The sequence below is a fragment of the Nocardia transvalensis NBRC 15921 genome (assembly GCF_000308875.1).
GTDB classification, from domain to species: Bacteria; Actinomycetota; Actinomycetes; order Mycobacteriales; family Mycobacteriaceae; genus Nocardia; species Nocardia transvalensis.
Genome location: NZ_BAGL01000004.1, coordinates 13153 through 40000 on the forward strand (window position 1 = coordinate 13153; position 26848 = coordinate 40000).

29 protein-coding genes, 1 tRNA gene, 1 other RNA gene and 1 riboswitch are annotated in these 26848 nt (G+C 68.7%); of the genes, 20 read left to right on the forward strand and 11 right to left on the reverse strand.

The annotated features are described in order from the left end of the window. The first annotated feature begins 79 nt into the window (after positions 1-79). Together ON41_RS02430 and ON41_RS02435 are read left to right on the forward strand one after the other, a co-directional pair. On the forward strand, positions 80-631 hold the full coding sequence (locus ON41_RS02430) for a TIGR03086 family metal-binding protein (RefSeq protein WP_040744742.1): 552 nt from the start codon (positions 80-82) through the stop codon (positions 629-631). 80 nt (positions 632-711) lie between these two features. Continuing rightward, a tRNA-Ser gene (locus ON41_RS02435) sits at positions 712-797 on the forward strand. Positions 798-851: 54 nt separating this feature from the next. Here ON41_RS02435 and ON41_RS38740 read toward each other — a convergent pair. Continuing rightward, on the reverse strand, positions 852-1844 hold the full coding sequence (locus ON41_RS38740) for a hypothetical protein (protein WP_157185333.1): 993 nt from the start codon (positions 1842-1844) through the stop codon (positions 852-854). A 182-nt stretch (positions 1845-2026) separates the two neighbouring features. On the opposite strand from ON41_RS38740, the gene ffs reads away from it, so the two are divergent. Both ffs and ON41_RS02445 read left to right on the forward strand, forming a co-directional pair. Next, an RNA gene (gene ffs, locus ON41_RS39615) (signal recognition particle sRNA small type) lies at positions 2027-2121 on the forward strand. Positions 2122-2294: 173 nt separating this feature from the next. Continuing rightward, complete coding sequence (locus ON41_RS02445; protein ID WP_040744743.1) at positions 2295-3581, forward strand: aspartate aminotransferase type Ic; 1287 nt, start codon at positions 2295-2297, stop codon at positions 3579-3581. Here the strand turns inward: ON41_RS02445 and ON41_RS02450 are convergent, their stop codons facing one another. Continuing rightward, positions 3582-4406, reverse strand: a complete 825-nt coding sequence (locus tag ON41_RS02450; RefSeq protein ID WP_040744744.1) for a methyltransferase domain-containing protein — start codon at positions 4404-4406, stop codon at positions 3582-3584. It lies immediately after the preceding gene. 145 nt (positions 4407-4551) lie between these two features. Here ON41_RS02450 and ON41_RS02455 point away from each other — a divergent pair, with 145 nt between their 5' ends. The 3 genes from ON41_RS02455 to ON41_RS02465 are packed head-to-tail and all read left to right on the forward strand — an operon-like array spanning position 4552 to position 5775. Then, positions 4552-4782, forward strand: coding sequence for a hypothetical protein (locus ON41_RS02455; protein WP_040744745.1), 231 nt, complete (start codon positions 4552-4554; stop codon positions 4780-4782). Next, positions 4779-5177, forward strand: coding sequence for a TA system VapC family ribonuclease toxin (locus tag ON41_RS02460; RefSeq protein WP_040744746.1), 399 nt, complete (start codon positions 4779-4781; stop codon positions 5175-5177). Before ON41_RS02455 ends, ON41_RS02460 begins: the two co-directional genes overlap by 4 nt. A 25-nt stretch (positions 5178-5202) precedes the next feature. Next, positions 5203-5775: an HhH-GPD-type base excision DNA repair protein gene (locus ON41_RS02465; RefSeq protein ID WP_040744943.1), complete on the forward strand. Its 573-nt coding sequence runs from the start codon at positions 5203-5205 to the stop codon at positions 5773-5775. Between the two features lie 563 nt (positions 5776-6338). On the opposite strand, the gene ON41_RS38750 is transcribed toward ON41_RS02465, so the two are convergent. The 7 genes from ON41_RS38750 to ON41_RS02500 form a co-directional block, all read right to left on the reverse strand. Further along, on the reverse strand, positions 6339-6737 hold the full coding sequence (locus ON41_RS38750; protein WP_051160891.1) for a helix-turn-helix domain-containing transcriptional regulator: 399 nt from the start codon (positions 6735-6737) through the stop codon (positions 6339-6341). 124 nt (positions 6738-6861) lie between these two features. Further along, complete coding sequence (locus ON41_RS02480; RefSeq protein ID WP_157185334.1) at positions 6862-7461, reverse strand: DUF5753 domain-containing protein; 600 nt, start codon at positions 7459-7461, stop codon at positions 6862-6864. Between the two features lies 1 nt (position 7462). Next, positions 7463-7912, reverse strand: coding sequence for a Scr1 family TA system antitoxin-like transcriptional regulator (locus ON41_RS43710; RefSeq protein WP_373281311.1), 450 nt, complete (start codon positions 7910-7912; stop codon positions 7463-7465). Positions 7913-8529: 617 nt separating this feature from the next. Next, positions 8530-9678, reverse strand: coding sequence for an LLM class flavin-dependent oxidoreductase (locus tag ON41_RS02485; protein WP_040744748.1), 1149 nt, complete (start codon positions 9676-9678; stop codon positions 8530-8532). Positions 9679-9693: 15 nt separating this feature from the next. Next, positions 9694-10692 (reverse strand): ABC transporter substrate-binding protein, encoded by a 999-nt coding sequence (locus ON41_RS02490; protein WP_040744749.1) that lies wholly within the window; start codon positions 10690-10692, stop codon positions 9694-9696. Next, a complete protein-coding gene (locus tag ON41_RS02495; protein ID WP_040744750.1) occupies positions 10689-11462 on the reverse strand; it encodes an ABC transporter ATP-binding protein in 774 nt (257 codons plus the stop codon). The genes ON41_RS02490 and ON41_RS02495 overlap by 4 nt, the downstream gene beginning before the upstream one ends. Further along, a complete protein-coding gene (locus ON41_RS02500; protein WP_246829435.1) occupies positions 11435-12190 on the reverse strand; it encodes an ABC transporter permease in 756 nt (251 codons plus the stop codon). The genes ON41_RS02495 and ON41_RS02500 overlap by 28 nt, the downstream gene beginning before the upstream one ends. A 284-nt stretch (positions 12191-12474) precedes the next feature. On the opposite strand from ON41_RS02500, the gene ON41_RS02505 reads away from it, so the two are divergent. The 3 genes from ON41_RS02505 (at position 12475) to ON41_RS41305 (ending at position 14057) form a co-directional block, all read left to right on the forward strand. Further along, positions 12475-13194, forward strand: a complete 720-nt coding sequence (locus ON41_RS02505; protein ID WP_040744950.1) for a DUF8020 domain-containing protein — start codon at positions 12475-12477, stop codon at positions 13192-13194. Positions 13195-13381: 187 nt separating this feature from the next. Then, entirely contained in the window at positions 13382-13900 is a 519-nt protein-coding gene (locus ON41_RS02510) for a flavin reductase family protein (RefSeq protein WP_040744752.1), read from the forward strand. Then, on the forward strand, positions 13887-14057 hold the full coding sequence (locus tag ON41_RS41305; protein ID WP_157185335.1) for a hypothetical protein: 171 nt from the start codon (positions 13887-13889) through the stop codon (positions 14055-14057). Before ON41_RS02510 ends, ON41_RS41305 begins: the two co-directional genes overlap by 14 nt. Positions 14058-14120: 63 nt before the next feature. Here the strand turns inward: ON41_RS41305 and ON41_RS38755 are convergent, their stop codons facing one another. Both ON41_RS38755 and ON41_RS02520 read right to left on the reverse strand, forming a co-directional pair. After that, positions 14121-14714 (reverse strand): hypothetical protein, encoded by a 594-nt coding sequence (locus ON41_RS38755; protein WP_157185336.1) that lies wholly within the window; start codon positions 14712-14714, stop codon positions 14121-14123. 152 nt (positions 14715-14866) lie between these two features. After that, positions 14867-15730 (reverse strand): SDR family oxidoreductase, encoded by an 864-nt coding sequence (locus ON41_RS02520; protein ID WP_040744754.1) that lies wholly within the window; start codon positions 15728-15730, stop codon positions 14867-14869. A 186-nt stretch (positions 15731-15916) separates the two neighbouring features. Then, positions 15917-16010: riboswitch (SAM riboswitch) on the forward strand. 12 nt (positions 16011-16022) lie between these two features. Between ON41_RS02520 and ON41_RS02525 the strand changes: the two genes are divergently transcribed. From ON41_RS02525 to ON41_RS02570, 10 genes are all read left to right on the forward strand, one after another. After that, positions 16023-16967, forward strand: coding sequence for an amino acid ABC transporter permease (locus ON41_RS02525; protein ID WP_040744755.1), 945 nt, complete (start codon positions 16023-16025; stop codon positions 16965-16967). Beyond that, complete coding sequence (locus ON41_RS02530; RefSeq protein ID WP_040744757.1) at positions 16964-17734, forward strand: amino acid ABC transporter ATP-binding protein; 771 nt, start codon at positions 16964-16966, stop codon at positions 17732-17734. The genes ON41_RS02525 and ON41_RS02530 overlap by 4 nt, the downstream gene beginning before the upstream one ends. A gap of 36 nt (positions 17735-17770) precedes the next feature. Then, the gene (locus ON41_RS02535; RefSeq protein WP_040744758.1) at positions 17771-18841 is read left to right on the forward strand and encodes an LLM class flavin-dependent oxidoreductase; all 1071 of its coding nucleotides are present in this window, start codon (positions 17771-17773) and stop codon (positions 18839-18841) included. After that, positions 18838-19797, forward strand: coding sequence for an ABC transporter permease (locus ON41_RS02540; protein ID WP_040744759.1), 960 nt, complete (start codon positions 18838-18840; stop codon positions 19795-19797). Before ON41_RS02535 ends, ON41_RS02540 begins: the two co-directional genes overlap by 4 nt. A gap of 106 nt (positions 19798-19903) precedes the next feature. Further along, entirely contained in the window at positions 19904-20815 is a 912-nt protein-coding gene (locus tag ON41_RS02545; protein WP_444543672.1) for an ABC transporter permease, read from the forward strand. Further along, a complete protein-coding gene (locus tag ON41_RS02550; protein ID WP_040744760.1) occupies positions 20812-22434 on the forward strand; it encodes a dipeptide ABC transporter ATP-binding protein in 1623 nt (540 codons plus the stop codon). Before ON41_RS02545 ends, ON41_RS02550 begins: the two co-directional genes overlap by 4 nt. Continuing rightward, positions 22434-23510 (forward strand): LLM class flavin-dependent oxidoreductase, encoded by a 1077-nt coding sequence (locus tag ON41_RS02555; protein ID WP_174411283.1) that lies wholly within the window; start codon positions 22434-22436, stop codon positions 23508-23510. The genes ON41_RS02550 and ON41_RS02555 overlap by 1 nt, the downstream gene beginning before the upstream one ends. Positions 23511-23517: 7 nt before the next feature. Then, complete coding sequence (locus tag ON41_RS02560) at positions 23518-24882, forward strand: NtaA/DmoA family FMN-dependent monooxygenase (protein ID WP_040744761.1); 1365 nt, start codon at positions 23518-23520, stop codon at positions 24880-24882. Beyond that, positions 24879-25679, forward strand: a complete 801-nt coding sequence (locus ON41_RS02565; protein ID WP_040744762.1) for a DUF1684 domain-containing protein — start codon at positions 24879-24881, stop codon at positions 25677-25679. Before ON41_RS02560 ends, ON41_RS02565 begins: the two co-directional genes overlap by 4 nt. After that, the gene (locus tag ON41_RS02570) at positions 25676-26809 is read left to right on the forward strand and encodes an LLM class flavin-dependent oxidoreductase (RefSeq protein WP_040744763.1); all 1134 of its coding nucleotides are present in this window, start codon (positions 25676-25678) and stop codon (positions 26807-26809) included. The genes ON41_RS02565 and ON41_RS02570 overlap by 4 nt, the downstream gene beginning before the upstream one ends. Positions 26810-26848 lie beyond the last annotated feature (39 nt).

Sequence of the window (26848 nt, forward strand, 5' to 3'; positions counted from 1 at the left end):
CCGATGAGTTCCGATACTGCGCGGTGTCGTATAGGGAGGGGCGCGCCGTGCCCTGCCGAGCGACCCGGAGGAGAGCACCGTGATCGACCTGAAACCGGCCTGCCACACCATGATCGATCTGCTGGCCTCCGTCTCCGCCGAGCAGCTCGGCCGCCCGACGCCGTGCGCCGACTACACCGTCGCAGGCCTCATCGATCACATCGCCGAGGTCTCCCTGGGCTTCGCCGAACTCGCGCGCGGGCAGGCCACCGGGCCGCGTCCCGCCCGGCCCTCGGACGACCTCGCCGCGGTCGCGGATGCCGTCGGAACGCTGGGCGAGGCCTGGGCCGATCCGGTGGCGTGGCAGGGCGTCAGCGCTCCCGGCGGTCTGCCGCTGCCGAACGAGACCTGGGGGAAGATCGCCTTCACCGAGATGGTCGTGCACGGCTGGGATCTCGCCGCGGCGACCGGCCACCCGGTCGACCTGCCCGAGGAAACCCTGCGCGCCTGCCTCGACCACGTCGCCGTCTTCGTCCCCGCCGCCCCCGTCCCCGAACTCTGGGGCGCCGCCGTCGAGGTGCCCGGCGACGCCCCGCTACTCGACCGCATCGTCGCCGTCACCGGCCGCGACCCTCACTGGACCGCCGCCTGACCATGGCGATCACCGCCGGTCCAGCGCCGGAACGGCGGCCGTTTTTACACCGGCGAGCCCTGCCCGGTATGCTCCTCGACGGAGGATTCGCCTAGTGGCCTATGGCGCTCGCCTGGAACGCGGGTTGGGTTAACAGCCCTCGCGGGTTCGAATCCCGCATCCTCCGCGCACACACCGGCCGGGAGCACATCGCGTGCTCCCGGCCGGTGGTCTATTTCGGTCACTTGTGCAGGGCGGTGAGCGCCTTCTTCAGCTGTTCCTTGCAGACCGTGCCCACCTCGTCCTTGTTGGTGGCGGCGGGGGAGTCGATGGACAGCTTCACCTTGGCCGACAGGTTGGAGTCCAGGACCGCGCAGGTGTAGTCGAGTGTGACGAAGCTGGAGTACTTCTGCTCGTACATCGCGTAGTAGGCGTCCTGGCCGAGGCCGGCGATGGTGCCGGAGGTGCGGCCGCTGCCGGTGGTCTTGGTGTCGTAGTCCTTCCAGTTGTTGAAGTCCGGTGAGCCGTACTGGGATTGGAAGTCGGCCTCGAAGTCCAGGGTGGAGTCGTCGCTGCCGTACTTTCCGGCGCCGGTGTACTTGGCCCGGCATTCCAGGGAGCCGCCGGCGTAGCTGCTGTCGGGCTGGCGCTCGGTGTGCTCGTTCGCGCCGTCGGGCGTGGGCGCCCACTTCTTCAGCACGGTCGGGTCGACCAGCGTGCACGCGTCGGTGACGGTGGACATGGCGTAGTTGCCGTCGGTCTTCTTGTCCGTACCCGGCAGGCCGCCGCCGCCACCGCTGTCCTTCCCGGCCAGCGCCACGATGCCGATCACGACGCCCACGATCACCACGAGACCGACGGCGCCGCCGATGATCCAGGGCGTGGCGCTACCGCTCTTGGGCGGCTGCCGGTACGGCTGAGCCGGATACGACGGCTGGCCGTAGGGCGCACCGCCGTACGGCGGCGGTGGCTGCTGGGGCGGATAGCCGGGCTGCGGCTGGCCCTGCTGCGGGTACTGCGGCTGGGGCGTGCCCAGATAGTTGTCGAATCCGGCCCCCAGCACCGTCGGGTCGGTACCGGTCACCGGGCCCTGGTGCCCGCCGCCGCCCATGACGGTCGGTTCCGTACCCGTGACCGGAGTGCCAGGATTCGACGGCGGCGTCGACCACCACTGGGTTTCGTTCGTCTGCCCGCCGGGCTGATCCCGGTCGTGCGGTGGGTTGGTGCCTGTCACTGAATCAAATCCTCCGGTAGTGGCGCGGAAGCCCCCTCGAAATGTCGCACAGATCGTAGCCATTCAGGGGCCCGACGTCGTGGGCCCAGTTGTGGGGGCACCTGGGCGATATGCGTTCGCCGAGGTGAGACGGGGTATGAGGGTCCGGTTCGGTGGTTTCGGCCCGAGTCGCTACACTGGCCGATGGATCCCGCGCGGCGTGCATCCTGTGAACTCCCCCAGGGCCGGAAGGCAGCAAGGGTCAACGGGCTCTGCCGGGTGCGCGGGGTCCCCTATTTCATGGGGGATCTCTTTCATCGGCGCCTCGTCTGCGGGCGGATGCCCGGAATGTCGGAGAGATCCCGAAGTCGCATGCATCACACCTCGCCCGCCGGGTAACGTGGTCGGCTGGACCGGCGTGGGGGGCGCTCGTCCGCGAACCTGTACCTCGCTGCTTGAAAGGCCCTCAGGATGCCCCGGCAAACGCAGATCGGTTTGATGAGCCATGCGGAACTCGTGTCCGAACACGAGACGCAGAACGCGAACTACGCGAAGCTCAAGACCGAGAAGCTCACGCTGGACATCACGCGGGGTAAGCCGTCACCGGAGCAGCTCGACCTGTCGGCCGGTTTGCTCACGCTCCCCGGCGACCAGGACTTCCGCGACGGCGCCGGCACCGACTGCCGCAATTACGGTGGGCTGCAAGGACTCCCGGAGCTGCGCGCAATCTTCGGCGAACTGCTCGGCATCCCCGTCGAGAACCTGCTCGCCGGCAACAACGCCAGCCTCGAGCTGATGCACGACGTCATCATGTACGCGATGCTGCACGGCACGGTCGACTCGCCCAGCCGCTGGGTGGACGGGCCGATCAAGTTCCTGTGCCCGGCGCCCGGGTACGACCGGCACTTCGCGATCACCGAATCGCTCGGCATCGAGATGATCCCGATCGCGATCGGCCACGACGGTCCGGACGTGCGCGCGATCGCCGCCCTGGTCGCCGATGACCCGCAGATCAAGGGTCTATGGGCGGTGCCGAACTACTCCAACCCCACGGGCGTCACCTTCTCCGAGGAGGTCGCCCGCGAACTGGTCTCGATGCCCACCGCGGCGCCCGACTTCCGGCTGTTCTGGGACAACGCCTACGCCGTGCACCCGCTGACCGACACCGCGGAGCCGGTGATCGACATCCTCGGGCTGGCCGCGGCCGCCGGAAACCCCAACCGCCCCTTCGTCTTCGCCTCCACCTCGAAGATCACCTTCGCCGGGTCGGGCGTCAGTTTCATCGGCGGATCCGCCGCCAACCTGGACTGGTACCTGAAGCACGTCGCGAAGAAGAGCATCGGCCCGGACAAGATCAACCAGCTGCGGCACGTGCGCTTCTTCGGCGACGCCGAGGGTGTGCGGGCGCATATGCAGAAGCACCGTGCCATCCTCGAGCCCAAGTTCAAGCTCGTGCTGCGGATCCTGGAGGAGCGGCTGGGAGCGTCGAAGGTCGCGTCCTGGACCGAGCCCAAGGGCGGCTACTTCATCAGCCTCGACGTGCTGGAGGGCACCGCCGCCCGCGTGGTGCGGCTGGCCAAGGACGCCGGCATCGCGCTGACCCCCGCAGGTTCGGCGTTCCCCTACCGGAAAGACCCGGAGGACAAGAACATTCGCATCGCGCCGAGCTTCCCGTCGCTCGCGGATCTGGAGGCGGCGATGAACGGGCTGGCAACCTGCGTCCTGCTCGCGGCCACCGAGAAGTACCTGGACAACTGATCACTCGGGTTTGTGGGCGAGCACCGCGAAGATCGTCACCGACAGGTGGATATCGCCGGTGCGGGCCCCGGCCTCGAGATCGGCGAGCAGTTGCGCGCGCTGCTCCTCGGTGATCGCGCCACGGGCCACCGCCATCGCCGAGACCCGGCCCACCAGCGCACCCGCGCCGACGGCCGCGTCCTGGACCAGCGCGTGCGAACCCACATCGTCGATCACCAGCCCCGACCGGGTGAGCAGCCCGGGTAGTCGGCGACCCGCGAACGGCGCGGTGGTGTTGGCGATCAGCGTCTCGATCACCTCGTGCACCACATTCCGGTCGCCGGGATGCACGACCGCCGAACCCCAGTCGGTATCCATCACCACGACCCGGCCGCCCGGCCGCAGCACCCGCGCGATCTCACCGGCGGCGCGGGCGGGCGCGGTCAGGTGCTGGAACACCCGCTCGCACAGGACGACATCGCAACTGTCGTTGCCCAGCGGCAGGTTGTAGGCGTCGCCGGGAACGAACCGGGCGAGCGACCCGGCGTCCCCCGCCCGCCGCTCGGCCGCCGCGAGCAGCTCCGGATCGGGCTCGACACCGACGGCCGCGCCGTTCTCCCCGACCGCCGCCGCGAGCGCGAGAACCTCCGGACCGGTACCGGATCCGATATCGACCGCGTACTCGCCGGGTTGTGGATCGAGGGCCTCGTGGGCCCAGCGCCGCAGCCGGCGAATCCCCGGCAGAGTCGCCTGCAGATCGCGGACATCGATGAGCTGATCCCGGCCGTCCCGATCGAAACGGTCCGGAATCAAGCCGGAAAACGAGGAGCTGGATGTGGGCGCCATATCCCTTGCCGTTCTCTCTGTCGGCACCGTTGCCACCGTGGATGTAGCCATAGTGTCAGGCATGCGGTCACCCTACGCGCGATCGAAACCTACCCGCCGGTACGAGAAGGGGGTGTTCACTGAATCATGATGATAAGATGCACTGATGCGCACTACGATCGATCTCCCCGAGGATCTGCACCGTCAGGTGATGTCGATCGCTCACGACGCTCATCGAACGCTGAGCCAGACCGTCACCTGCCTCATCCGGCGCGGGCTGGATCAGGCCAGCGCACCTGCGGGTGACCTGGACAGAAGCGCCAAGACCGGCCTCCCCACGATCGGCCTCGGCAAGGTGGTCACCTCCGAGGACGTCCGGTCGCTGGAGGACGAGTGACGGTCCTGCTCGACGCCAATGTCCTCATTGCGCTGGTGGTCGCCGATCACGTGCATCATGATGCGGCCGAAGAGTGGTTCGGGGGATCGGCCGAGAGCTTCTCGACCTGCCCGATAACGCAGGGCAGCCTGCTGCGCCTGTTGCTCCGCGAGGGCCAGTCCGCACGGACCGCGATGGATGTTCTGGCGGGAGTAACCGGACACGAACGCCACGAGTTCTGGCCGGACGCCCTGCCTTACTCCGAGGTCCGGATGAATCCCGTTGCCGGACATCGCCAGGTGACCGACGCCTACCTCGCGCAGCTCGCACGCTCACGACAGGCCCGCCTCGCCACGTTCGACCAGGGGCTGGCGGCGGTGCACGCCGATGTCGTCGACCTCCTGAAGTCCGGATAGCGAAGGTGGGATGATCGACGGCATGGTGAGTCGCAAACTGTGCCTGGCGCAGGATCCGGAGGCGGACAAGCTGCTGTCGAGCGACAATTTCGCGTTGCTGACCGGGATGCTGCTGGACCAGCAGTTCCCGATGGAGCACGCGTTCCGCGGACCGCAGAAGCTCGCCGACCGGATGGACGGCTTCGACATCCGCCGCATCGCCGAGACCGACCCCGAGGAATTCGAGGAGATCGGCGCCACCCCGCCCGCCATCCACCGCTACGGCCGCTCCATGGCCCGCCGCGTCCAGGACCTGGCCCGCTACGTCCTCGAGAACTACGACGGCAAGATCGACAACCTCTGGACCGACGGCGACCCCGACGGCAAGGAAGTCCTCAAACGCCTCAAGGCCCTCCCCGGCTTCGGCGACCAGAAAGCCCGAATCTTCCTCTCCCTCTTGGGCAAACAACTAGGCGTCCACCCCGACGGCTGGCGCGAGGCCGCCGGCCCCTACGGCGAAGAAGGCTCCCGCCGCTCGGTAGCCGACGTCACCGATGCCGAATCCCTCACCCAGGTAAGGGAATTCAAGAAGAAGGCCAAGGCGGCGGCGAAGAAGTAGGTAACCACGGTCGGCTCCCGGGGAGTCGTGCAGACACACCGTCGCCGATTTCGGATGCCTGGCAGGTGACGCCACTATCGAGCGATGTCGCCTGACAAGCGAGTTCGTGGGAGTGGCCGTACCCCCAAGCGGCGAAGTCGCGTCTTAGCGCAGGCCAGGCCGTCGTCGGACGACCATCACGACGTTGTGTACTTTCGTCGCGCCGATGGCGAAGTCCCAGGGCGGGACTACATCCAAGCGTTGCCGGCGCAAGTCAGGGCGGAGGTCCGGGCTGTACTGATCGCCGTAGCCAAGGCTCCGCCCAAGCGATTCGCCGGCGGCGGTTATTGGGAAGCGATGCACGGCGACATGACCGGATGGTTCGAAGTTCGCTGCGACGCCAACCGCACCCACCACCGTGTCTTCTGTCGCCTCGACTATGACGCCGAAGGGCGGGGCACCCCGCTCTTGGTTGTTATCACAGGCCTCAGCAAGCCCCTCCGGACCGTGCTCTCCACAGCGGACTATGACCGGGTTCGTGGGCTGGGCGACGAGTACTTTGCGACGAACCCGCGATCCCTTGCCTAGTGGGCGGCGTGGTCGAACTGTTCGACAGCGCTCTCCAGGCCGGCCAGGTCGTCGACCTTACCGGCGACCAAAGCATCGACCAGGGCTTCTCGACCCGGTTCGGGGAGCGGTTCCAAGGTCAGCCGGAGCCCCACGGCGGCGGCTAGCTCGGACACCGTACGCAGTGTGGGATTGCCCTTCGCGCTGAGCAGGCGCCGTACCGTGGCCGGCTCGATCGCCACGGCTCTCGCCAGTTGAGCCTTGGAGAGCTGTGACTCGGCCCGTGCGTCATCCAGCGCGTTGATGATCGAGTCGACGGTCTTGATGCGAATCGACTCCAGAACGAACTCGCGCACGAATTCGGGGTCCTTCAGGTCCTCCGACAGATCGTCCCAGAAGACGCTCCGATCAGTCATTGACGCTCGCCTCCTCTCACGGCACGTGCAGTGCGTACCATATATGTTACGCAAGCTGGAGTGGTGGCGCCAGCCGGGGGTCGATGTAGATCACTCCGCCATTGCCGACCCCCGGCGCGCGGAGTCAGCGTGTCAGGTGGAACGCTCGAACCTTTCCGATCAGGTCTTTGGCCTTGGCGTCGTATACGGCCTGATTCTCGAGTATCTCGAATGTCTTCTCGTGCAGGGCGATGTCCGCGGGCTGGTCGCTGACGATCTCGCCTCCTACCGTCTCTGTCGAGACCACCCGGGAGTCCTGGATCACGAAGCCGTTGGCCGGTGCTCGGTATTCGGCTGCCAACGGGACGATTCCGAGGCTCACTCGTGGATTGGCCGTCGCATCGTGGAGCCGCTCGAGTTGTTCGGCCATGACCGCAGGAGTCCCCACAGTTCTCCACAGTGCCGCTTCGCCGATGAGGAATCGGAAGGAGCGGCCGTCTTCGTCCAGTAGCCGCTGCCGTTCCATCCGGGCGCTGACCGTCTCCTCGAGATCGTTGGGCAGATCCAGGACAGCGATGCAGGCAGACAAGATTGCTCGCGCGTACGCTTCGGTTTGGAGCAGGCCGATAATGATGTCGGGTTGCCATGTTCGGTTCAGTCGGTCGCGCGCTTCTTCGGTGATCAAAGACCTTTGGAGTGGGGCGAGCCCTGTTGCGCACATCTCTTGCCACTGGGTGTAAGTCATCTCATTCACCTTGGGAGTGTCTGTGGAGTTCGGGGGAGTGAACGGCCTGGTCGAGCCGGATGCTGATCGCCGTACGGATCAGATTTCTGGCGGCTTCGCCGGTAATTGCTTGCGACGCGAGGACATTGAATGCCCGACCGTAGGTGGATCTCTCTGGGCTGTGTGATCGTAAGTTCGGCCGCGGTGCCTTCGACCATGACGAGTCGTGTGTCGTACATCGAGAAGCTCGTGGACACAACGATGGCCTCGGCTGTGGCGGAACTATCCCCAGCGTGATGCGAGGCATCCCGATAATCGCCGCCAGTCTGTCGAGCTGCCCTCGCATGATGGCGTCATTGCCGACGGTTGTGTACAACGCCTGCTCGCACAGGACGAAATGAAAACGATGATCCCGCTGGTAGAGAGGGACACCCGCCGTCGTCCGACCCTCCTCGGCCCAAGAACTCGAGATGCATAGCCGTAACCCCCTGTCTTGACACTATGCACGGATTTTCCGTGACACGGATATATTCGCTCGGCTTAGTGATGGGTGTGTACAGATCGGAAGTTGTTCATCAAACTCGAGCAAAGTTCTCGCTCGTCGACTTGCTGCTTCGTAGCGTCGGACCCGGCACCCGGTTCCGGCGGAGTTGTCCCGGTCCCGGGTGGCCTTCCATCCACTTCTATCCACAGGCCTAGGGGTCGAGATGAATTGGCGTACGAGGATCTTCGAGTTTCCGGGTGGGGTGTTGGAGCTTCGTGGGTGCGGGGATGCGGAGGATGTGAATCCCGGTGTGTACCTAGAGCTTTACACGCCGGACGTCCAACCGGAGGAGGAGTGCGAGGGTGATGCGGAGGCGGAGGCTTCGTGAACCAGGTCGACTGGCACTTGGGGCTGCTGGTAGTCGTCGGGATTCCGCTGGTCGTCTGGGCCGGGGCCGTGTTCTGACCGCAGCGGGTGCCGAAAGGGCAGTCTCCCAAGGAGATTCGGGAGCGAATCGAGCGCGAGGAGGGTGGATGAACAGCGAAAGGCCCCGGTGTTCTACCGGGGCCTTTCGCTATCGGGTCGGCGGGGTGGCCGCCGACGGGTCAGCTGCTGCTGGCTCGGGCGGTGGCGAAGGGGACGGAGACTTGGGTTTCGCGGTGGGAGGTGGGTTTCCACAGGCCGCGGCGGCGGAGGATGGGGAGGACGCCCTCGCCGAACCAGTACGCCTCTTCCACATGGGGATAACCCGAAAGGATGAAGTGGTTGATGCCGAGGCGGGAGTATTCGATGAGGCGTTCGGCGACCTCCTCGTGGGAGCCGACCAGGGCGGTGCCGGCGCCGCCGCGGACCAGGCCGACGCCCGCCCACAGGTTCGGCGCGATCTCGAGGCGTTCGGTGGAGCCGCCGTGCAGGTCGAGCATGCGGCGCTGGCCCTCGGATTCGCTGCGCGCCAGGCTGGTCTGCACGCGCTCGATCTCGGCGGGGTCGACGGCCTCCAGCAGGCGGTCGGCCTCGGCCCAGGCCTGTTCGGAGGTGTCGCGGGTGATGACGTGGATGCGCAGGCCGTAGTCGAGCTTGCGGCCGTGGTCCACGGCGAGCCGCCGGATCCACTCCAGCTTCTTGCTGACCGCGAAGAGCGGTTCGCCCCAGGTGAGATAGGTGTCGGCGTACTGGGCGGCCACCGGCCCGGCCGCCTCCGACGAGCCGCCGAAGAAGATCGGGGGCAGCGGGTCGGGGTGGTTGTTGAGTAGCGCGTCCTGGACGTGAATGTGCTTGCCCTCGAACGAGAACGGCTCGCGCGAACGCCACAGCTCGCGCACCACGTGCAGGAACTCGCCGCTGCGCTCGTAGCGCTGCTCCTTGTCCAGGAAATCACCGAAGGCGCGCTGCTCGTGCGGTTCGCCGCCGGTCACGACATTGAGCAGCAGCCGTCCGCGCGAATGCCGCTGGAAGGTCCCCGCCATCTGCGCGGCCAGCGTGGGGCTCACCAGACCGGGCCGGAACGCGACGAGGAACTTCAGCGTCTCGGTGGTCTCGGTCAGCATCGCCGTGGTCAGCCAGGCGTCCTCGCACCACAGGCCGGTCGGGGTGAGGACGGCCTCGAAGCCGTTCTCCTCGGCGGCGCCGGCGATCTGGTTGAGGTAGCGCAGCGAGGCCGGCCGGTCGCCGGACATCTTGGTGCCGTGCCCGCCCGCGATCAGATCGCGCGAGTCACCGTAGGTCGGCAGAAACCAGTGGAACGACAGGGACATTCGAAACTGCTCCCTTCAGGAGGCCGTGGGGAAGAGGTCGTTGAATCGGGTGTCGACGAAGTCGGGGATCGTCACCTTGTGCGGTATGAGTCCCGCCTCCGAGAAGGCGTCGGCGACCTGTTGTTCGCCGTCGATCGTCGCGGCGTCGAGGGGATGGTCCCGATACTTGTTGCGGGTCACCGACAGCAGCGCCACGTCGGGCGGCAGGCCGGTCTGCTGTGCGAAGACCTGGGCCCACTGTTCGGGATGATCGTTGACCCACGCGTGCGCCCGCTGGATGCGCCCGATCAGATCGCGCAGCGCCGCCGACCGCGACTTGCTGTCCAGCGCACCGTTTCCGGCGACGTAGAAGGAATCGCCGTTGATCAGGCCCTCCCCGTCCGCCAGAATGCGCGCGTTCGCCTGCTGCTGGGCCTGGGCGGTATAGGGATCCCAGATCGCCCAGGCGTCGACGCGGCCGGTGCTCAATGCCGCCAGGGCGTCGGCGGGCTGGAGGTACTGCGGCTCGATATCCTTGAACGACAAGCCGTTTCGTGTCAGCAGTGTGAGCAGGTGATGGTGTGCGGAACTCCCCTTGGTGACCGCGATCTTCTTCCCGCGCAGATCGCCGGGAGCGCGCAGCGGCGAATCCTTCGGCACGACAACGGCTTGCCCCGCCACACCCGCGTAGTACCCCGTCACGATCTTGATCGAGGATTTCGCGGCCGCCGCGAAGACCGGCGGCGAATTCCCGACGCCGCCGACATCGACCGCACCGGAGTTGATCGCCTCGAGCATCGGCACGCCCGCGGTGTACTGCGACCATTCGATCTTGTAGGGCACCGATTTCAGCTCACCGGAGGATTCCAGCAGGGCCTGTAGCGCGGTGCCCTTCTGGTCGCCGACCCGCAGCGTCACCTGTGCGAGGTCGACGGTGCCGTCGGGTTGCACCGCCGCGTCCTTGTCGTCGGTCCCGCAGGCGGTCGCGACCAGCGCGGTGAGGGCGAGGGCGGCGAAGAGGCGGCGGTTGATCATGCGGTTCCTTCGAGTTCGGCCGTGCTGACGCCGAGTTCGGTCAGCAGTTCCTGCCGCAGCGCGGCGAAGCGGGGATGGTCGCGGTGGCGCGGACGGGGCAGGTCGACGCGGACCTCGTGCGCGATGCGCCCGCCGGCGAGGACCAGGGCGCGGTCGGCGAGCAACAGGGCCTCGTCCACGTCGTGGGTGACCAGCAGCACACCGGGCCGGTGCCGCTTCCACAGCTCGAGCACGAGGCTGTGAATGGTGATGCGGGTCAACGCGTCCAGGGCGCTGAAAGGCTCGTCGAGCAGCAGGAGTTCGGGATCGCGCACCAGCGCCCGCGCCAGCGACGCGCGCTGCGCCTCGCCGCCGGACAGCGTCAGCGGCCAGGCGTCGGCGCGCTCACTCAGCCCGACCTCGGCCAGCGCGTCCCGCGCCGCGGCCTTCGGATCGGCGTGCCGCAGGCCCAGGGTCACATTGGCGCGCACCCGTTTCCACGGCACCAGCCGCGGCTCCTGGAACGCGACGGCGACATCGCCGGACACCGTCAGCTCGCCGTCGTGATCGCGGTCCAGTCCGGCCAGGGCGCGCAGCAGCGTCGATTTGCCGCTGCCGCTGCGGCCCAGCAGGGCGACGAATTCGCCGCGCGCGATATCGAGATCGATGCCGTCCAGCACCGTCCGGTCACCGAAGGCCTTGGTCAGCTTGTGAATTCGAGCGACGGGACGCTCACCGGAATCCTCCTCCGGGACGGTCGGCCTCAGTTCCCCAAGAATCCGCGTCGCCATACCAGCGCCTTCCTTTCGACCAGCCGGACAACGGCATCGGTGATCAGGCCGAGCACGCTGTAGACCAGCAGCCCGACGACGATGACATCCGTGCGCAGGAATTCGCGGGCGTCGTTGATCAGGAAACCCAGGCCCGCGTCGGCGTTCACCTGCTCGGCGACGATCAGCGCGAGCCACGCCACCCCCAGTGACTGCCGCAGGCCGACCAGCGTCTGCGGCAATGCGCCGGGCAGCACGATGTGACCCACCGTGCCGAGCTTGGACAGTCCCTGCACCCGCGCGACCTCGGCGAGTTTGCCGTCCACGCCGCGGATCCCGGCGAAGGTGTTGAGATAGAGCGGGACCGCGACGCCGAAGGCGACCAGCACGATCTTGGGCAGCTCACCGATGCCGAACCACAGGATCAGCAGCGGGATCAGCCCGTAGAACGGCAGCGTGCGCAGCATCTGCAGGGGCGGGTCGATGATGTATTCGCCGAGCAGGCTGAGCCCCGCGAGTACCGCCAGGCCGACGCCGAGCGCGGCGCCGATGGCGAAGCCGATGGCCGCGCGGCCCAGCGATACCGAGATCGCGTGCTGGAGGGTGCCGTCGCGGAGCAGGTCGATGGCCGTGTCCACGATCGTGATCGGCGCGGCCAGCAGCCGTTCGGGCAGGACGCCGGTCGCGCTGGCGAGTTGCCAGGCGACGAGGATCACCACCGGACTGATCAGGCGCGCCCAGCGGGCCACATGTATTCGCGGTAGTCGAACGGGTGCGGACCGCAGGGCAAGTGAAGACAACGCAAAACCTCGTGCACTGGTAGCGGACTGTGTCGGCGGTGCCGAGCGGTCGGCAGCCCAGGCTCCGATAATGCCCGCGGCGAGGCGTGCCGTCACCGGTTGAAATCTGCCTGGTTCTTACAACTGACAAATCGCTGTGAACTCCCTGAGACTTGGCCCTCGTCGCCGCAGGTTTGCCCGAGCCGTCGCGGCGATTCCGGCGAATCCGCCGCCTGATGATGAGGAACAAGCTGGTGAAGATGAGGAAATTCGCCGCGGTCGCCGCCCTGGTGACCACGGCCATAGGTATCTCCGCAGGTACGGCCCATGCCGAGCCGTCCGATGAGGGGGTCGTCAATTACCAGGCGACGACCACCGAGAAATCCACGATCATTTCGACGGATGCCGGGTCACTCGACGCGGAAAACGGCGTATTCAAGATCAAAGCCGCGGACGGGACAACCGTCGCCGGCACCGAATTGTCTTTCCGGGTGGACGATTTCGTCTTTCCGATCGCCGCGGAAATCCGAGATCGGACCGCGACGCTGACCCCGCAGCTCGATCTCGCGCATGCCACCTACAAGCCGGTGGCGCTGCCGTTCGAGGACCAAGCTCCGTTCAAGACGCCCTACGACCGCGAAGTGGCCGCCTGGACTCGTCTGACCAGCACCATCACCGCCGGGGCCACCATCGGCACCCTGGTCGGCGGCATTACCGGCGGTGCGATCGGCTGCGTCCTGGGCGGTATCGCCGGCGCGACCGTCGCGGCCGCGGCCATCGTCGGCCTGTTCGGCGCGTTCATTCCGGCCGCCGCCGTCGGCTGCCTCGGTGGCATCATCGCCGTCGGCGCGCTGGGCACCCTCGCGGGCCAGCTGCTGGTTACCGCCCCCGTGGCGGTCCTGGCCGCGGCGCAGTACTTCACCACCATCAACCAGCCGTTCGTTCCGGCCGCGCCGGCGGCGCCGGCGAAGTAGGTGGGAAGACCCGGTGGAACACCGGGGGACGCCGACCCCGCCCGGAGGCCGTGCCGGGCGGGGTTCGGTCGTATCTCGTTGCGGCTCCGGCGATGCGATCGCCGCGATCGAAACCCTGGCATCGCGCACGGCGATGATGATGTAGTGGGCTGGCGCCCGAAGTACCCCGAGATCGAGCTGGTGAGTCATGGCTGAACTGCACGAGATCCCCGCCGACGGCGTAGGTTTACGCCGCGCCTTCGCGGCCTTCCCCAGCGGGGTGGTCGCGGTCTGTGCCGAGATCGCGGGGACGCCGTACGGGCTGGCGGTCAGCACGTTCGTGCCGGTGTCGCTGGATCCTCCCCTCGTGTCGTTCTGCGTGCAGAACAGCTCGAACACCTGGCCCCGGCTGTCCGCGGCGAGCTATCTCGGGCTGAGCCTGCTCGGCACCGATCAGCACGCGGCCGCGCGCTCGCTCAGCTCGAAGGACGGCGACCGGTTCCGCGACCTGGAGTTGCATCGCGGCGCGGGGCACGCGGTCTTCGTCGACGGCGCCTCGGCGTGGCTCGAGGGCGTGATCGAGACGCAGGTTCCCGCGGGCGACCACCACGTGGTCATCGTGCGGGTGCGGCGGCTGGCGACGCCCGCGGAGGTCGACCCGCTGGTCTTCCACGGCAGTCGCTTCCGGCGGTTGCATCCGGAGGAGGCCCGTAATGGAGTCGGATGATCCGGGGGAGTTCACCTTCACCCTGCCGAGAGTGCCGCGCGGGCTGCGAGAGCTGTTCGACACCACGTCCGTGCCGGCGGACGAGGCGTCGCGGCGGGCGTGGGACTGGGTGAACCTCAGCTGGATCGGCGCGGTGGTGGGGGTCGCGCCGCTCTAGCGCGAAGGCCCGCGATGCCTGGAAAGTAATGAGGGGCAAGGCATCACGGGGGAAATCGCTACGTCAGAGCGGCTGCGACGGACGGAAACACAACCTGCGACGCGGTTCGTTCAGCGGCTCGGTGTGCGCGACCACCGCCGCGGCCAGGCCCTGCGCCGGCAGGTCGTGCCGCTGCATGTCCTGACTGAAGGCGTCGAGGTGAATGAGCGTGTGCCGCAACAGCGCCGGGCCGATCTCCGGCGGGTCGGTGCAGGCCCGCTGATAGGACTCGACCGCTCGCGGATCCTCGGTCAGCGCGGCCAGCGCGCCGAGCCGCACCCGCTGCGTGAGGCTGCGCCACAGGCTGGCCTCCTCGGCGGTGTTGATGGTGCGCCAGCCGCCGCGATAGTCCAGGTCGCGGATGATATTGCCCGCCGATTTGCCCAGCCGGGTCTCGCAGACCACCGCCCACAGCGCGCACAGCCAGCTCAGCGCCAGCAGCATCGCGTCGGTGTCCACGGAGGCGATCTCCGAATCGGCCTGCGCGTGCGTGCCGAGACCGGCCCACCGGAACACCAGGTCCTCGGCGTCGGTGAGCAGCGAACCGGGTAACTCCGCCTCGTCCGGGCGCACGATGTGCACCACCCGTCCCGATACCAGATCCCGCAGTTCGACCATGTCCGCTTCTCCGGTCGGCGACCAGTGGTGCGAATGCCGAGTGATCACCGGTGGTCCCCCGCTCGCTCCGACTGCCACGTCCATTCGGATTGAGCCACGAATATCGCAGCCGCGCAAGCAAAACCCTGGTGTCCGGTCGGTTCGGCGGCGCGTCACGCCCCCGCGGATGTCCGGTCCGGCTCGGGAAGCAGCTTGCTGAACTGCCGGTTCGCGAGCCGCATGGCGATCTCGTAGGGCAGCGCGAATTTGCGGGCGAACCAGTAGCCCAGCCGGATGTCGAACGAGGTGTACACCAGGAAGCGGTTGCGCCGGATGCCCGCGAGGATCCGGTCGGCGACCTTCTCCGGCGTGGCCGCGTGGCCCTCGAACACCCCGGTCAGCTTCCGCACCCGGGGATCGTCGCGGTCGACGCCCACGATCTGCACGGTGCCCACCAGCGGCGTGCGCACCGCGCCCGGCACCACCAGGCTCACGCCGATGCCGTGCCGTTCCAGGTCGAAGCGCAGCACCTCCGACACCCCGCGCAGCCCGAACTTGCTGGCGCTGTAGGCGGCGTGCCACGGCAGGGCCAGCAGTCCGGCGGCGGAGGAGACGTTGACCAGGTGCCCGCCGCGCCCGGCCCGCACCATCGGCGGCAGGAAGTTCTCGATGATGTGGATCGGCCCCATCAGATTCACGTCGATGATCGACCGCCAGTGCCGGTGCTCGAGATTCTCCACGGTGCCCCAGGTGGAGATGCCGGCGATATTCATGACCACGTCGAGGCTGCCGTGGTCGGCGTGCACGCGCTCCGCCCAGGCGGTGACCGCGTCGTAGTCGGAGACGTCGAGCGCCTGGGCCGCCAGCACCCGGCCACCGCCGGTCTCGACCAGGCGCACGGTCTCGTGCAATCCCGCCTCGGCGATATCGGTCAGGACCAGGTGCGCCCCCGCGCGCGCCGCGGTCTGTGCCGTGGCCCGGCCGATGCCGCTGGCCGCGCCGGTGATCAGGCATTTCCGGCCGGTCAGGTCTTTCATGTGCGATCTCCTCGCCGATATAAGAACAACGGTGTTCACAATAGAGTATTGCGAACAATGCCGTACACAGGGTTGCTCTCGTTGCGGCGATTCCCCGCCGCCGCTCGGGAAAACCGCTTGCCAACAGTTGGATTCACGCTGATCGGGAGTGCAGACACCCGGTAGAGACTCCTTTACCGTCGGAAACACCCATCCAGAGCGGTTGAGAGACCTGGCTCGACGAGACCGCAGCAACCCCCCGCTCGCCGGGTGCGGGTGCTACCGCCAGGACCGATGGAGGATCGCGATTTCCATGAGCACACTGGCTGCCGCCGACCGCGCCCGCGCGGTTCCGGCGGACGACGAGGATGCGTTACCCGTCGCGCGGACCTGGCATCCGTGGCGCTGGCTGACCGGCGCGGTGGCGCTGGTGGTGGTCGCGCAGTTCGCGCACGGCCTGGTCACCAATCCGGGCTGGGACTGGCCGACGTTCGCGCGGTACTTCACCGCCCGCTCGGTCCTCGAGGCCGTCAAGGTGACCGTGGAGCTGACCTTCTGGGGCACGCTGTTCGGATTCCTGCTCGGCATCTGGCTGGCCGTGGCGCGGCTGTCGAAAATACCTGTGCTGCAAGTGATCGCATGGACCTACGTGTGGGCGTTCCGGTCCATCCCGCTGATCGTGCAGCTGCTGTTCTGGTTCAACATCGCCTATCTGTACAAGCGGATGTCCATCGGAATCCCGTTCGGCCCGGCCTTTCTCACCTTCGACGTGAACGGCGTGATCAGCGGCTTCACCGCGGCGGTCATCGGGCTGGCGCTGCACCAGGCGGCGTATTCGGCCGAGATCATCCGGGCCGGCATCATCTCCGTGGATCCAGGACAGCTGGAGGCGGCGAAATCGCTGGGCCTGCCGTGGCGGCGGCAGTTCTTCACCATCGTCGCGCCGCAGGCGATGCGGGGCATCCTGCCCAACGCGGCCAACGAGGTGATCAGCCTGTTCAAGGGCACCTCGATCGTGTCGGTGATGGCGATCGCCGAGCTGTTCTACCAGGTGCAGGTCATCTTCGGCCGCAACGGCCGGGTGGTGCCGCTGCTGATGGTGGCCACGGTCTGGTACATCGTGCTCACCACGGTGCTGACCGTCGTCCAGTACTACATCGAGCGGCACTTCGCGAAGGGCAGCCAGCGCGCACTGCCGCCGACGCCCTGGCAGCGCGTGCGCGGCAAGATCGCCGAGATCACCGGGGAGCGCCGATGAGCGAGCGGGAGTACGCCGTCGAAATCCGCGGGGTGCGAAAGCGTTTCGGGGCCGACGAGGTGTTGCGCGGTATCGATCTGGCCGTGCGGCCGGGCGAGGTGACCGTCATCGTGGGGCCCTCCGGATCGGGGAAGTCGACGCTGCTGCGGGTGATCAACCATCTGGAGAAGGTCGACGCGGGAACCGTCCGGGTCGGCGGCGACCTGGTCGGCTACCGGCGCAAGGGCGCCACACTGCACGAGCTGAGCGAACGCGAGATCCTGCGGCAGCGGTCGCGGATCGGGTTCGTCTTCCAGAACTTCAACCTGTTCCCGCACCTGACCGTGCTCGACAACGTCGCGCTGGCGCCGATTTCCGCGCAGGGCCGCCCCCGGGACGAGGTGCGGGCCGAGGCGCGGGAACTGCTGGAGCGGGTCGGGCTGGCCGACAAGGCCGAGGAGTATCCGCGCCGGCTCTCGGGCGGGCAGCAGCAGCGGGTGGCGATCGCGCGGGCGCTGGCGCTGCGCCCGGCGGTGGTGCTGTTCGACGAGCCCACCTCGGCGCTGGATCCGGAGCTGGTCGGCGAGGTTCTGGAAGTGATCCGCGGGCTGGCCCGCGACGGCGCGACCCTGGTCATCGTCACCCACGAGATCGGGTTCGCCCGCGAGATCGCCGACACCGTGGTGCTGCTGGATTCCGGGCAGATCGTCGAGCAGGGCCCGCCCGGGCAAGTGTTCGACAATCCGGCGCACCCGCGCACCAGAGCCTTTCTCTCGCATGTGCTCTGAGCGCGGCGGGAACCGATTCGAGGAGGCGGTCGCCGCATGAAATTCCTGCTCCTGACGCTGATCACCCACCAGCCGGATCCCGTGACCGGCGCGGTCGAGACGCCCGCGCGGCGGCTGCGGCGCGTGGTCGACAGCGCCCGGCTGGCCGAGGAACTCGGCTACGACGGATTCGCCGTCGGGGAGCGCCACGAGGACCCGTTCATCTCCTCCGCGCCGCCGGTGGTGCTGAGCCACATCGCCGCGGTGACCTCGCGGATCGCGCTGTTCACCGGCGTCACGACGCTGAGCCTGCTGGATCCGGTGCGGGCGTTCGAGGACTACTCGACGCTGGACAACCTGTCCGGCGGGCGGCTGGAATTGATCATCGGCAAGGGCAACGGCGCCGCGCAGGCCCAGCTGTTCCACGTCACCGCCGACGATCAGTGGGACCGCAATCGCGAAGGCTACGAACTGTTCCGGCAGTTGTGGGACAGCGCGGAGGTCACCTGGAGCGGCCGCTTCCGGCCGTCGCTGACCGCGGCCAAGGCGCTGCCGCGGCCACTCCAGGAGCGCCTGCGCATCTGGCACGGCAGCGCCACCAGCCGGGATTCGGTGGATCTGGCCGCGCGCTACGGCGATCCGCTGTTCTCGGCGAATGTCACCTATCCGATCGAGCCGTATGCCGAACTGGTGGAACACTATCGGGAGCGGTGGGCGGCCTACGGGCACGATCCGGCCGAGGCGCTGGTCGGGGCCGGGACCGCCGGGTTCTACGTGACCCGTGATTCGCAGGACGCGCTGCGAGCGTACCGGCCGATCTTCGAGGCGCGCCGGGCCTTCGCGCGACGGCACGGCCTGCCCGTCGTCTTCGACACCGCAGAGGATTTCGTCGCGCGCAGTTCGGCGCTGATCGGCAGCCCGCAGCAGGTGCTGGACAAGGTGTCGCGCTATCACGAACGGTTCGGGCACGAGGTGATCCACGCGTCCGCCGACGGGGACGGGTTCACCGACAAGCAGCATCGCGAGAGTCTCGAGCTGTTTCAGGCCGAGGTGGCTCCCGCACTGCGTGAGAGGATTCCGAGCCGGGCCCTGGGCGCCGGGCGGTACGAGGGGGCCGTCCTGCGATGACCCGGTATGTGAGTTCGCGTGTGCTGCAAGCGATCGGGGTGTTGTGGGCGGCGTTCACGGCCTCGTTCGCGGTGCTGTACCTGCTGCCGGGTGATCCGGTCGAGCTGGCGGCCGGCGCCACGCCGGGAACGCCGGTCGATCCCGCCGCGATCGCCGAGATGCGTGCGCGGTACGGGCTGGATCAGCCCGTGTGGCAGCAGTATTGGACCGCCCTGACCCATGCGGTGCAGGGAGATCTCGGCCGATCGCTGAGTACGGGGCAGACGGTGACCGGGGCGCTGGGTGACGCTCTGCCCGCGACGCTGGCTCTGGCCGGGCTGGCGCTGGCGCTGGCCGTGGTGTTCGGGACGGCGCTCGCGCTGGCGGCGACCTATACCGAACGGCGTTGGCTGCGTGGACTGCTCACGGCGTTGCCGCCCATCGGTGCGTCGGCTCCTACCTTCTGGGTGGGACTGCTTCTGCTGCAACTGTTCTCGTTCCGGCTGCGGCTGGTGCCCGCCTTCGGCGGTACCGGGCTCCAGGGCACGGTGCTGCCCGCGGTGACCCTCGCGATCCCGGTCGGCGCGGTGATCGCGCAGGTGCTCTACACCAGCCTCGCCCAGACCTGGCGGCAGCCGTTCGTCGAGGTGGCCTTCGCCAAGGGCGCCTCGCGCTGGTGGGTACAGCTGCGCCACGTCCTCCGTCCCGCCGTCGCCCCCGCCCTCACCGTCGCCGGGATATGGGTCGGCACGGTCCTCGCCGGCTCCGTCATCGTCGAAACCGTCTTCTCCCGAGCCGGCCTGGGCCGCCTGACCCAGACCGCCGTTCTGAACCAGGACATCCCCGTCGTCCAGGGCATCGTCATGCTCACCGCCTTGGCCTTCGTCCTGGTCAACCTCGCCGTCGACCTGGTGTACCCGGTGTTGGATCCCCGAGTCGCACAGGCCTTCCGGACCAAGGAGAGCGCTCATGCCTGAGTCCGCGACAACGCTTCCTCCCTCGACAGAGCCTCCGCCGTCCCGGCCCACCAAATCCCCCTTTCCGTTTTTCCGGCGTGCTTTTGGCCGGAATCCACTGCGCCTGCTGGGGGGATCCCGGCCAAAAGCACGCCGGGAAAATGGTGGGCGAGCGGGTACTCGCGGGGAGAACGGTGGGTCAGGAGCGCTCTGGGAAAGTGCCGCACGAGTTGTGCGGGTGTTGCGGCGCAATGTCTTTGCCGTGCTGGCGGGGCTGGTGCTGGTCGTGGTGCTCGGGTGGGCGGTGGTGCCGTCGGTGTTCACCGGGAGGGACCCGCTGGTCGGTGTGCCCGCGGAGAAGTTGCGGGGGCCCAGTGGCAGTCACTGGTTCGGGACCGACAATCTGGGGCGCGATATCTACACCCGGGTGGTGCACGCGGCCGGGTTGTCCCTGACGGCGACCGTGTGCGCGGTGCTGATCGGTCTCGTGTTCGGCACGCTGATCGGGCTGGTCGCGGGGGCTGTCGGCGGGGTCGTCGATGCGGCGATCATGCGGCTCGTCGATGTGCTGCTGTCGATTCCGGAGCTGCTGACCTCGCTGGCGCTGGTGACGGTGCTCGGGTTCGGTACCCGCAATGTGGCGATCGCGGTGGGTGTGGCGCTGGTCGCGCGGTTCGCGCGGGTCATGCGGACCGAGGTGCTGCGGGTGCGCCGCGCACAGTATGTGGAGGCTGCGTTCGCCGGTGGTGTGCGATGGCCCGCAGTGCTGGTCAGGCATATCCTGCGCAATGCGTACGCGCCCGTGGCCGCGCTGGCCGCCGTGGAATTCGGCGTCGCGGTGCTAGCGGTCTCCTCGCTGAGCTTCCTCGGCTACGGGGCGACGCCACCGACGCCGGAATGGGGGTCGCTGATCTCCGAGGGGCGCAACTACCTGGCCACGTCGTGGTGGATGACGACCCTGCCCGGCCTGGTCATCGTGGCCGTCGTCCTGTCGGCGCAGCATCTCGGCCGCACCGTCGCCCGGGACGGCGCGCGATGAGCGCCGAGGCGCGGGAACCGTTGCTGCGCATCGACGACCTGCGGGTGGAGTACCGCGGCGACGACGCGGTCACCACCGCGGTCGCGGGAGCGTCGCTGACGGTGTCGCCGGGGGAGACCGTGGCCCTGGTAGGCGAGTCCGGCTCCGGGAAATCGACCCTGGCCCACGCGGTGATCGGCCTGCTGACCGGCGGCACGGTGACCGGCGGGCGGATCCACTTCGCGGGCGAACGCATCGATGACGCACCGCGCCGCCGGTTGCGCCAATTGCGCGGCGCGCGTATCGGTCTGGTGCCGCAGGACCCGGGCACCTCGCTGAATCCGGTGCTGCGCATCGGCGATCAGGTGGCCGAGGCGCTGCGTGTCCACGGTCGCGCCACCCGGCGGACGGGCTGGGCACAGGCGCAACAGATCCTCACCGACGCCGGACTGGACCGGCCCGAACTGCGGGCCCGGCAGTATCCCCAGGACCTGTCCGGCGGGCAGCGCCAGCGCGTGCTGATCGGCATGGCGCTGGCCTGCGCCCCGGACCTGGTGATCGCCGACGAACCGACCAGCGCCCTGGATGTCACCGTCCAGCGCCGCATCCTCGACCACCTCGCCGCCCGCACGGCCGAATCGGGCACCGCGGTCCTGCTGATCACCCACGACCTGGGCGTGGCGGCGGACCGCGCCGATCGCATCGCGGTGATGCGGGGCGGCGAGATCGTCGAAACCGGCGCTACCGCCGAGGTTCTCGCGAACCCGCGGCACGAGTACACCCGCCGGCTGCTGTCGGCGGTGCCTAGTATGGACACCGCCACCCGGCCGGAACGCCCCGCGGCGGCCTCCCCGCTGCTGTCGGCCGCGTCGGTCCGCAAGACCTTCCGGATCGGCCCCGGCGCCACTCTCACCGCGGTGAACGACGCCTCCCTGCACATCGACCGCGGCGAAACCCTCGCGCTGGTCGGCGAATCCGGCTCCGGGAAGACCACGACCGCGCGGATCGTGGCCCGGCTCGAACCCTCGGATGCCGGGACCCTGTCCTTCGACGGGCAGGACATCGGTGGTCTGCGGGGCGGGCGGCTGCGGGAACTGCGCCGACGCATCCAGGTCGTCTACCAGAATCCCTATGCCTCCCTCGATCCCAAGCTGACCATCGCGCAGACCGTCGCGGAACCGTTGCGCGCCTTCGGTATCGGCGACCGGCGAGAACGCCGCGCACGGGTGGCCGAACTGCTCGACCAGGTCGCGCTGCCCGCCGAGTACGCGGACCGGCGGCCCGGCGCGCTGTCCGGCGGTCAGCGGCAGCGGGTCGCCATCGCCCGCGCCCTGGCCCTGCATCCGGATCTGGTGGTGCTCGACGAGCCGGTGTCGGCGCTGGACGTGTCGGTGCAGGCGCAGATCCTCGAACTGCTCGAACGCCTGCAACGCGATCTCGACCTGAGCTACCTGTTCATCACCCACGACCTGGCCGTGGTGCGCCGCATCGCCGACCGGGTAGCGGTCATGCGGTCCGGCGAGATCGTCGAAACCGCGCGCACCGCCGAACTTTTCGCCGCGCCGCGGCACGAATACACCCGCGAGCTGCTGTCGGCCGTGCCGGGCGCGGGCGCGACTCCGATCGAAAGGACGGCCTGATGACCTTGCCGAATCCGCTGCTGCTCGGCGTCGAATTCCCGGGCACCGGAACGCATCCCGCGTCCTGGCGGCGCGCGGACTCGCGCGCGGAGGAGCTGTTCACCGCCGGGTACTGGCTCGAGGCCGTGCGGGTCGCCGACGCCGCCGGTATCGACTTCGCCTTCCTGCCCGACTCCTTCGCGCTGCAAGCCGAGGGCGCGACCGGGCGGCTGGAAGCCGTGGGCATCGCCGCCCGGGTGGCCGCCGACACCCGCCGGATCGGGCTGATCCCGCAGGCGCCCGTGACCCACACCGAGCCGTTCCATGTCTCGAAGGCCGTGGCCAGCCTGGATTTCGCGAGCCACGGCCGGGCGGGCTGGGAGGTCGCGGTGTCGCGCGGGCAGTCGACGCTGTTCGGGCGCAAGGCTGAACAGGAGGAAAGCTCGCTGTGGCGCGAGGCCGACGACGCCGTCGAGGTGGTCACCCGGCTGTGGGACAGCTGGGAGGACGACGCCGAGATCCGCGATGTCGCGACCGGGCGTTTCATCGATCGCGGCAAGTTGCACTACATCGACTTCGCCGGGGAGCACTTCTCGGTGAAGGGGCCGTCGATCACACCGCGCTCGCCGCAGGCCCAGCCGCTGATCGCCGTCCGCGTCGCCGACCCGCACAGCACCCGGGTCGCCGTACACCGCGCCGACCTGATCCGGATCGCGGCGCCCGATCTGCCGGCGGCCGCACAGGCCCGTAGCGAACTGCGCGGCGCGATCGCGGCGGCCGGGCGTGACCCGAATCTGGTTCGGGTGCTGATCGATATCGATGTGCACCTCGCCGCGACCGAGGAGAACGCCGAACTGGATGTCGCCCAGCTCGAGGCGTGGACGCCGACCAGGCCACGAGAGTCGCTGCGCCACATCGGAACTCCGGGATCGCTGCGCACGCTGATCGAGGAGGTGCGCGGCGAGTGCGCGGGTGACGGCGTCGTGCTGCGCCCGCTGGCGCTGGCCGCGTTCACCGCTCAGCTCCCGCGGCTGGCCCCGACCCTGCGCGACCGGCTCGGCCTGCCGCGCCCCGCCAACCGCTACGCCACCGCCTGAGGACGATATGCCGAAGAACCAGGTACGCAAGCAGATTCACTTGGCCGCTCATTTCCCGGGCGTCAACAACACCACGGTCTGGAGCGATCCGGAATCGCACAGCCAGATCGAATTCGACTCGTTCGTCCACCTCGCCCGCACCGCCGAGCGCGGACTGTTCGACTTCTTCTTCCTCGCCGAGGGGCTGCGGCTGCGCGAACACCGGGGCCGCATCTTCGATCTGGACGTCGTCGGGCGGCCGGACACCTTCACCGTGCTCAACGCCCTGGCCGCGGTCACCACCCGGCTCGGGCTGGCGGGGACCATCAACACCACCTTCAACGAACCGTTCGAGCTGGCGAAGCAGTTCGCGACGCTGGACCACCTGTCCGGCGGCCGCGCCGCGTGGAACGCCGTCACCTCCTCCGACGCCTTCACCGGCGAGAACTTCCGGCGCGGCGGCTATCTCGACCACGGCGACCGCTACGTCCGGGCGGCCGAGGTGGTCGATTCCACCCGCGCGCTGTGGGACAGCTGGCCGGCGGACGCGCTGCTGGTCGACCGGGAACGCGGCATCTTCGCGCAACCCGCTCCGGCGGTATCGGTGCACAGCAGCCAGTTCGATATCGAGGGCCAGTTCGTGCTGCCGCGCAGCCCGCAGGGCTACCCGGTGCAGATCCAGGCGGGGGATTCCGACGAGGGCCGCGAATTCGCCGCCGCCAAGGCCGATGCCGTCTTCAGCCGCCACGGCGAACTCGGGGACGGGCGGCGGTTCTACACCGACGTCAAGAACCGGCTCGCGAAATACGGGCGCACCCGCGACGAGCTGAAAATCCTGCCCGCCGCGGCATTCGTCCTCGGCGACAGCCGCGCCGACGCCGAGGAGCGGGCGCGGCACATCCGGCGGCAGCAGGTCGGTCCGCGGACGGCGATCGCCTTCCTCGAACAGGTCTGGGGCCGTGACCTTTCCGGCTACGACCCGGACGGACCGCTGCCCGACGTGGACCCCGCCGACAATGTGAACATCACGCGCGGCCGGGTGCGGCACGCGAAAGATCCACGCGCGGTCGCCGAACAGTGGCGGGCCCGCGCGGAGGCGGACGGCCTCAGCATCCGCGAACTCATCATCGAGGTCACCGCGCGGCAGCAGTTCGTCGGCTCGCCGAGTGAGGTGGCCGCGGAGATCGACCGCTACGTGCAGAGCGACGCCGCCGACGGATTCATCCTGGTCCCGCATCTCACTCCCGGCGGGCTGGACGAATTCGTCGACAAGGTCGTCCCGGAACTGCAGGAACGCGGCAGTTTCCGGACCGAGTACACCGGCACGACCCTGCGCGAGCACCTGGGTCTGCGCCATCCCCACGAGAGCAGCGAAGGAGTACGGGCGTCATGACCGCAACCGTCACCGATTTCGAAACACAGTGGCACGCTTGGCATGCCGAGCGCGAGGCCTGGGCCCGCGAACCGCTCGGCTGGCTGAGCCTGACCGGGCTGCACTGGCTCGGCGGCCAGGACGAGACGGTCGAGGGGCTGCCGGGGACGTGGCGGGTCGACGGTGACGAGGTGGTCGTCACGGCCGATGCCGCGGACGGGCTCACTCTCGACGGAGAGGTGATCTCCGGCCGGGCCGAACTCACTCCGGGTGAGGGCGCGCCGGGGCTGACGATCCGTGCCGGGGAACGAAGTATCGAAGTGATCCGGCGCACCGGGCAATTCGCGTTGCGCGTCCACGATCCCGCTGCGCCGACGCTGGCCGGGTTCACGGGAATCCCCGCCTACCAACCGGATTCGAAATGGGTCGTGCGGGGGACATTCTCCCCGTACGACACCGCTCGCACCGTCACCACCGGCGCGGTGGTGGAAGGTCTGGAACACCACCATTCGGCCGCGGGGACCGTCACCTTCTCGTTCGACGGACAGGACCATCGCGTGATCGCGTTCGGGGAGGCGACGACCGGTCTGCGCCTGCTGTTCACGGACGGCACCAGCGGCGTCACGACCTATCCGGGCGCGCGCATCCTGCAACTCGGCGTGCCCGACGGCGACGGCGGTGTCGTGCTGGACTTCAACCGGGCGCAGAACCTGCCGTGCGCCTTCACCGACTACGCGACCTGCCCCGTCGCGCCCGGCGAGAACCGGCTCGCCGTCGCGATCGAGGCGGGCGAGAAGACCCCGGAGGTCGCGAGATGAGCATTCCGCTATCGGTCCTGGACCTGTCGCCGGTCAGCGAGGGATCGACGCCGCAACAGGCCCTGCGCAACAGCATCGACCTCGCCCAGCGCGCCGAATCCTGGGGATATCGGCGGTACTGGGTCGCCGAGCACCATTTCGTGCAGGTCGCCAGCTCCGCGACCGCGACCCTGATCGCGCTGATCGCCGCGGCCACCGAGACGATTCGCGTCGGCTCGGCCGCGGTGCAGCTGGGACATCACACCCCGGCCTCGGTGGTGGAGTCGTTCGGAACGATCGACGCCCTGTATCCCGGTCGCCTGGATCTCGGTCTCGGCCGGTCGGCGCACCGCGTGGCGCAGCTGCGCTCGGCCGGGGTCAAGCCGGTCTCCGCGCCGGAGGGGCCGACGCAGGTGCGCGACGGGGTGGTGATCCCGCCGCCGTTCACACCGGGACAGCAGCTCGACACCTCCCGGCTGGCGGCCTCGTTCGAGGCGCTGCTGCTGCCCGGCGCGGAGGCTGTGGACTACTCGGAGCAGGTGGAACAGATCCGCGCGCTGCTGGAAGGCCGCTACGAGACCGCGGACGGTATCGCGCTGCACGCCGTTCCGGGCGAGGGCGCCGAGGTGGACCTGTGGCTGTTCGGTTCCAGCGGCGGTGAGAGCGCGCGGCTGGCGGGGCGGCTCGGCCTGCCCTTCGCGGCCAACTATCACGTCTCGCCCGGCACCATCCTGGAAACCGTTGCGGCCTACAAGGAGTCGTTCCGCCCGTCGGCGCGGTACCCGAAGCCGTATCTCGTGGTCTCCGCCGATGTGGTTGTCGCCGAGGACGAATCGAGGGCAAAGCATCTGGCGTCCACCTACGGCCACTGGGTGTACAGCATCCGCAGCGGGTCCGGGGCCGTGCGGTATCCGGACCCGGACACCACCGCCCCGCTGACCGATCAGCAACAGCGCCTGGTGCGCGACCGCGTGACAACCCAGTTCGTCGGCACTCCGGCGAGCGTCGCCCGCCGCCTCACAGCATTGCAGCAGCTGACCGGCGCGGACGAACTGGTCGTGACGTCGGTGACGCACCGGCACGAGGACCGTCTGACCTCGCATCAATTGCTGGCTCGGAAATGGGGGTTGTCGCACATCCGCGCAGCCTGAGCACGGGCCGGCCTTTCTTCCCGACGAATCGACTTGCTG